Raw genomic sequence first — 6,501 nt, forward strand, 5'->3', positions numbered from 1 at the left:
ACTCGCGCAGATGGCAGACCGACCAGCGCAGCTTCGGAAACGAGAAATAGACCGAATCCGGCTGCGTGATGATCCTGTCCTTCGGGGGCGGATGCGGCTGCTGGTGCATGCGGGCCGCGAGGTCGACGTTCCCGGCTATCTCCGCGCGTGGCTTGCGGCCGCGCCTGCGGCGCGCGGCGGGGTCCGGGTCTCGGTCGACGTCGATCCTCAAAGCTTCTTGTGATCGTCACCGGGAGGTAGTCCGGCCCCTTTGAAGCTGGCTAAACTGTTGAGCGCAGTGCGCTTTCTGTCGCGCCGCCACAAGTGCGCCATGATGTTGCGCGGCGTCCGGCGGCGTGTTAGTGACCGGCCGTCTTCGGGATCCCGCCCGAGGTTTGGGTCCTGCGAGGGTCCCAGCATCCACCAGTTTCCGGGAGGTTCGGAGCGCCCGCTCCGGTTTCAGCCCTTGGCTCCAACCAGCGAGAGACGCTCGGGTGGCAGGTAAAGACACCATCGTGTCCGGAATGGCGGGGCGCTACGCGTCCGCCTTGTTTGATCTCGCGAAAGAGCAGGGCGCGATCGACGCCGTATCGGCCGATCTCGACGTTCTGGCGCGGCTGCTCGACGAGAGCGAGGATCTGCGGCGCCTGACGCGCAGCCCCGTGTTCTCGGCCGAGGAGCAGGAGAAGGCGATCGCCGCGGTGCTGGCCAAGGCCGGCGTCGGCGCGTCGACGGCCAACTTCGTGCGCCTCGTCGCCCGCAACCGCCGCCTGTTCGCGATCGAGCCGATGATCCGCGGGTTCCGCGCGCTCGTTGCGGCCGACAAGGGGATGTTGACCGCCGAGGTCACCGTCGCCGAGCCGCTGACCGATAGCCGCCGCTCGGCGCTGACGGCGGCGCTCAAGGACATCACGGGCAAGACGGTCGAGTTCGACGTCAAGGTCGATCCCAAGATTCTCGGCGGCCTCGTCGTGCGGCTCGGAAGCCGCATGGTCGACGCCTCGCTGAAGACCAAGCTCAACTCAATCAAGCTAGCGATGAAAGAGGTCGGCTGATGGACATCCGCGCCGCCGAAATCACCTCGATCCTCAAGGATCAGATCAAGAATTTCGGCCAGGAAGCTGAGGTTTCCGAGGTCGGCCAGGTGCTGTCCATCGGCGACGGCATCGCTCGCGTCTACGGCCTGGACAATGTCCAGTACGGCGAGATGGTCGAGTTCAAGGACGGCGTCCGGGGCATGGCCCTGAACCTCGAGACCGACAATGTCGGCGTCGTGGTGTTCGGCGCCGACCGCGGCATCAACGAGGGCGACACGGTCAAGCGCACCGGCGCGATCGTGGACGTGCCGGTCGGCAAGGGCCTGCTCGGCCGCGTCGTCGACGCGCTCGGCAACCCGATCGACGGCAAGGGCCCGATCGAGGCGACCGAGCGTCGCCGCGTCGACGTGAAGGCCCCCGGCATCATCCCGCGCAAGTCGGTCCACGAGCCGATGCAGACCGGCATCAAGTCGATCGACGCGCTGATCCCGGTCGGCCGTGGCCAGCGCGAGCTGATCATCGGCGACCGCCAGACCGGCAAGACCGCCGTCGCGCTCGACACGATCCTGAACCAGAAGTCGATCAACGCCTCGGACGACGAGAGCCAGAAGCTCTACTGCGTCTACGTCGCGGTCGGCCAGAAGCGCTCCACCGTCGCGCAGTTCGTGAAGGTGCTCGAGGAGCAGGGCGCGCTCGAATATTCGATCATCATCGCCGCGACCGCCTCGGACCCGGCGCCGATGCAGTTCCTCGCCCCCTTCGCGGGCTGCGCGATGGGCGAGTACTTCCGCGACAACGGCATGCACGCGCTGATCGTCTATGACGATCTGTCCAAGCAGGCCGTCGCCTACCGTCAGATGTCGCTGCTGCTGCGCCGTCCGCCGGGCCGCGAAGCCTATCCGGGCGACGTCTTCTACCTGCACTCGCGTCTGCTCGAGCGCGCCGCCAAGCTCAACGACGCGAACGGCGCCGGTTCGCTGACCGCGCTGCCGGTCATCGAGACGCAGGCCAACGACGTGTCGGCCTACATCCCGACCAACGTGATCTCGATCACCGACGGCCAGATCTTCCTCGAGTCCGACCTGTTCTACCAGGGCGTGCGCCCGGCGGTGAACGTCGGCATCTCGGTGTCGCGCGTCGGCTCGGCCGCCCAGATCAAGGCGATGAAGCAGGTCGCCGGCAAGATCAAAGGCGAGCTCGCGCAGTACCGCGAAATGGCGGCCTTCGCGCAGTTCGGTTCTGACCTCGACGCTTCGACGCAGCGCCTGCTGAACCGCGGCGCGCGCCTCACCGAGCTCCTGAAGCAGCCGCAGTTCTCGCCGCTGCGGGTCGAGGAGCAGGTCGTGGTGATCTACGCCGGCACCAACGGCTACCTCGACAAGCTGCCGCTCGATAAGGTTCGCGCCTACGAGGCCCAGCTGCTCGAGCGGATGAACTCGAGCGAGAAGGGTCTGCTCGACACGATCCGCGCGGACAAGCAGCTCAAGGACGAGACGATCGAGCGCCTGAAGCGCGTCCTCGACGACTTCTCCAAGGCGTTCTCGGCCTGAGCAGCGGCTTGAAAAGCGGAGTTTCGGGCGCCCCATGGCGAGCCTAAAGGACCTCAGGAACCGCATCGCCTCCGTCAAGGCGACGCAGAAGATCACCAAGGCCATGCAGATGGTCGCGGCGGCGAAGCTGCGTCGCGCCGAGATGGCGGCGGCGGCCGCGCGGCCCTACGCCGAGCGCATGGAGCGGGTTCTCGCGAACCTCGCCTCCAGCATGCGCGACGCCCCCGGCGCGCCTCAGCTGCTGGCCGGCACCGGCGAGGACCGGCGGCATCTTCTGGTCGTCATGACGGCGGACCGCGGGCTTGCGGGCGGCTTCAACGCCTCGATCGCGCGCCTGGCGCGCGACGAGGCGCGGCGGCTGATCGCCGAAGGCAAGGAAGTCCGCTTCCTCTGCGTCGGCCGCAAGGGCGCCGACATCCTGCGCCGGCAGTTCCCGGGGAAGATCGAGGACGTCATCTCGCTGCGCGAGGTGAAGACGCTCGGCTTCTCGACCGCCAACGAGATCGGCGAGCGGATCATCAAGGAGTACCAGGACGGCGGGTTCGACGTCGCCACCCTGTTCTTCTCGAAGTTCCGGTCAGTGGTGAGCCAGATCCCCACCGCGCAGCAGGTCATTCCCGCCCAGATCCCCGAGGCGACCGGCGAGGACCAGCTCAACGGCGCGATCTACGAGTACGAGCCGTCCGAGGAGGAGATCCTCGAGGTTCTGCTGCCGAAGAACGTGTCGATCCAGATCTTCAAGGGCCTTCTTGAGAACGCCGCTTCCGAGCAGGGCGCGCGCATGTCCGCGATGGACAACGCGACCCGCAACGCCGGCGAGATGATCAAGAAGCTCTCGCTTCAGTACAACCGCACACGCCAGGCGCAGATCACCAAGGAGCTGATCGAGATCATCTCCGGCGCCGAGGCGCTCTGACGATCATCCGACGAGGACCATTCCAATGACCGCACATGTCGGCCGCATCACCCAGGTCATCGGCCCCGTCGTCGACGTGCAGTTCGACGGGCACCTGCCCGAAATCCTGAACGCGCTCGAGACCCGGAACAACGACGTCCGTCTCGTCCTCGAGGTCGCCCAGCAGATCGGCGAGTCGACGGTCCGCACGATCGCGATGGACTCGACCGAGGGCCTGACCCGCGGCCAGGACGTCACCGACACCGGCGAGCCGATTGCGGTTCCGGTCGGCGCCGGCACGCTCGGCCGCATCATGAACGTCGTCGGCGAGCCGATCGACGAGGGCGGCCCGATCGCGAACGAGGGCCTGCGGCCGATCCACCAGCCGGCCCCGTCCTACGCCGATCAGGCGACGGAGACCGAGATCCTGGTCACCGGCATCAAGGTCGTCGACCTGCTCGCGCCTTACGCCAAGGGCGGCAAGGTCGGCCTGTTCGGCGGCGCGGGCGTCGGCAAGACGGTGCTGATCCAGGAGCTGATCAACAACGTCGCGAAGGCGCACGGCGGCTACTCCGTGTTCGCCGGCGTCGGCGAGCGCACCCGCGAGGGCAACGACCTCTATCACGAGTTCATCGAGTCCGGCGTGAACAAGCAGGGCGGCGGCGAGGGCTCCAAGTGCGCCCTGGTCTACGGCCAGATGAACGAGCCCCCCGGCGCCCGCGCCCGCGTCGCGCTCTCCGGCCTGACGGTCGCCGAGCACTTCCGCGACCAGGGTCAGGACGTGCTGTTCTTCGTCGACAACATCTTCCGCTTCACGCAGGCGGGCTCGGAAGTGTCGGCGCTTCTCGGCCGCATTCCCTCGGCGGTGGGCTATCAGCCGACGCTCGCGACCGACATGGGCGCGCTGCAGGAGCGCATCACCACCACCACCAAGGGTTCGATCACCTCGGTGCAGGCGATCTACGTGCCGGCCGACGACCTGACCGACCCGGCCCCGGCCGCGTCCTTCGCGCATCTCGACGCGACGACCGTGCTGAACCGCTCGATCGCCGAAAAGGGCATCTATCCGGCGGTGGACCCGCTCGACTCGACCTCGCGCATTCTCTCGGCCGCGATCATCGGCGACGAGCACTACAGCACCGCCCGCCGCGTCCAGGAGACGCTGCAGCGCTACAAGTCGCTGCAGGACATCATCGCGATCCTGGGCATGGACGAGCTCTCCGAAGAGGACAAGCTGGTCGTCAGCCGCGCCCGCAAGATCGAGCGCTTCCTGAGCCAGCCGTTCCACGTCGCCGAGGTGTTCACGGGTTCGCCGGGCGTGTTCGTCGAGCTCGCCGACACGATCAAGGGCTTCAAGGAGCTGGTCGAGGGCAAGCACGACAACCTGCCGGAGGCGGCCTTCTACATGGTCGGCACCATCGAGCAGGCGATCGAGAAGGCCAAGAAGCTCGCCGAGGGCTGAGGCCCACGGACTGACGCGACGCCGAACGCTCCCTTTCCGGCCCGCCGGGAAGGGAGAGTTCCGGCGGCCCGCCGGCCACTGAAGGACTGACGATGGACACCTTCCCTTTCGAGCTGGTCTCCCCTGAGAAGCTGCTCATCTCCGAAGACGTCGAGCATGTCGTGGTCCCCGGCATGGAGGGCGAATTCGACGTTCTGGCGCACCACGCGCCCCTGATGTCGACGCTCAAGCCGGGCGTCGTGAAGGTCTACAAGACCGACGGCGGCGAGCCGCGCCGGCTGTTCGTGCGCGGCGGCTTCGCTGACGTGAACCCGCGCGGGCTGACCATCCTGGCCGACGAGGCCATTCCGATGGAAGAGCTCGACGCCGCGAAGCTCGACCTCGCCATCCGGGACGCCGAAGAGGACGTCGCGGACGCTGTCGACGACGCCCGCAAGGTCCGGGCGCAGGCGCAGCTCGATCAGCTCCGGGAGCTGCGCGGCTCGCTGTTCTGAGCCTCGCGCGCTTCTTCTAGCGTCTAGCGGGCCAGCTCTTTCCGACTGGCCCGCGCTTCGGCGTCGAGGCGCCGGATCGTCTCCCGCATATCCCGCTCGGTGGCGTCCGGGTGGAGCGCGCAGATGCGCAGCGCCGCGCGACCCGCAACGCGCGTCGCGCCGACGAAGGCGAAGCCGCTGCGCTCCAGGCGCCGACCGGCCTCAAGGGTCAGCGCGTCCGCCTGCTCGGCGGAGAGGCCTCCGTCATTCAGCCGGAACGTCACGATCGCCATCGACGCCGGGGTCACGAGCCCCCAGCCCGGGGTGCGCCTGATCTCGTCCTCCGCCCATGCGGCGAGCCGGAAGCCATGCTCGACGGCGGCAGCGACGGCCTCGGTCCCCATCGTCTGCAGCGTCAGCCACAGCTTGAGCGCGCGCGCCGGCCGGCTGGTCTCCAGCCCGAGATCCCAGAAGTTCGGGGCCGCTCCGGGCAGGTCGCCGTCGCGCAGGTAATCCGTTTCGACCCGGAACGCCTGCTCGAGCCGGCGCCGGTCGCGGACGATCAGCGCCCCGCACCCATAGGTCTGGAAAAGCCATTTGTGGGCGTCCCAGGCGAGGCTGTCAGCGCGCTCGACGCCCTTCAGGAGCGCCCGCCGGGCAGGGCTGAGCAGCGCGGACGCGCCGAACGCGCCGTCGACATGGAGCCATAGCCCGCGTCGCTCGCAGACAGCCGCGATCCTGTCGAGCGGATCGACGGCGCCGACATTGGTCGTGCCCGCCGTCGCCACGACTAGAAACGGACGCCGCCCGCCGGCGAGGTCAGCCTCCACCAGCCGCGCAAGGTCGTCCGTGTCCATCCGGAAGGCCTCGTCGGGCGCGACGCGGCGGATCTGGCCCGGGAGGAAGCCAGCCACGGCGAGCGCGCGCAGCGCCGAGCTGTGGGTCTCCGCCGACACATAGACGGTCCCGTCCAGCCGCTTCTCGGGCTGGAGCTTCGCGTCTCTGGCGGCGACCACGGCGGTCAGGTTCGCGGCCGAGCCGCCGCCCATGAACAGGCCGCCCGCGGTCTCGGGGAACCCCGCCGCGTCCGCCATCCAGCGGATCA

The 6,501-nt window shown here is 68.3% G+C and carries 6 protein-coding genes and 1 pseudogene; 5 read left to right on the forward strand and 2 right to left on the reverse strand.

The window, feature by feature from the left end; all coding sequences use genetic code 11:
- Positions 1–211: pseudogene (locus tag ACIKT0_RS11110) on the reverse strand (hypothetical protein); the annotation flags it as partial.
- A 262-nt stretch (positions 212–473) separates the two neighbouring features.
- On the opposite strand from ACIKT0_RS11110, the gene ACIKT0_RS11115 reads away from it, so the two are divergent.
- The 5 genes from ACIKT0_RS11115 (at position 474) to ACIKT0_RS11135 (ending at position 5,417) form a co-directional block, all read left to right on the forward strand.
- Positions 474–1,034, forward strand: coding sequence for a F0F1 ATP synthase subunit delta (locus ACIKT0_RS11115; protein ID WP_407105409.1), 561 nt, complete (start codon positions 474–476; stop codon positions 1,032–1,034).
- Positions 1,034–2,566 carry a F0F1 ATP synthase subunit alpha gene (gene atpA / locus ACIKT0_RS11120; protein ID WP_407105410.1) on the forward strand — a complete coding sequence of 511 codons (1,533 nt, stop codon included), beginning with the start codon at positions 1,034–1,036 and terminating at the stop codon, positions 2,564–2,566. The genes ACIKT0_RS11115 and atpA overlap by 1 nt, the downstream gene beginning before the upstream one ends.
- A gap of 34 nt (positions 2,567–2,600) precedes the next feature.
- Positions 2,601–3,482 (forward strand): F0F1 ATP synthase subunit gamma, encoded by an 882-nt coding sequence (locus ACIKT0_RS11125; RefSeq protein WP_407105411.1) that lies wholly within the window; start codon positions 2,601–2,603, stop codon positions 3,480–3,482.
- Positions 3,483–3,507: 25 nt separating this feature from the next.
- Positions 3,508–4,923 (forward strand): F0F1 ATP synthase subunit beta, encoded by a 1,416-nt coding sequence (gene atpD / locus ACIKT0_RS11130; RefSeq protein ID WP_407105412.1) that lies wholly within the window; start codon positions 3,508–3,510, stop codon positions 4,921–4,923.
- Between the two features lie 92 nt (positions 4,924–5,015).
- A complete protein-coding gene (locus ACIKT0_RS11135) occupies positions 5,016–5,417 on the forward strand; it encodes a F0F1 ATP synthase subunit epsilon (RefSeq protein WP_407105413.1) in 402 nt (133 codons plus the stop codon).
- A 23-nt stretch (positions 5,418–5,440) separates the two neighbouring features.
- On the opposite strand, the gene ACIKT0_RS11140 is transcribed toward ACIKT0_RS11135, so the two are convergent.
- Positions 5,441–6,501 (reverse strand): pyridoxal phosphate-dependent decarboxylase family protein (locus ACIKT0_RS11140; protein WP_407105414.1); only part of this gene is annotated, 1,061 nt, incomplete at its 5' end.

It is taken from the genome of Hansschlegelia beijingensis (assembly GCF_045505405.1).
GTDB lineage: Bacteria > Pseudomonadota > Alphaproteobacteria > Rhizobiales > Methylopilaceae > Methylopila > Methylopila beijingensis_A.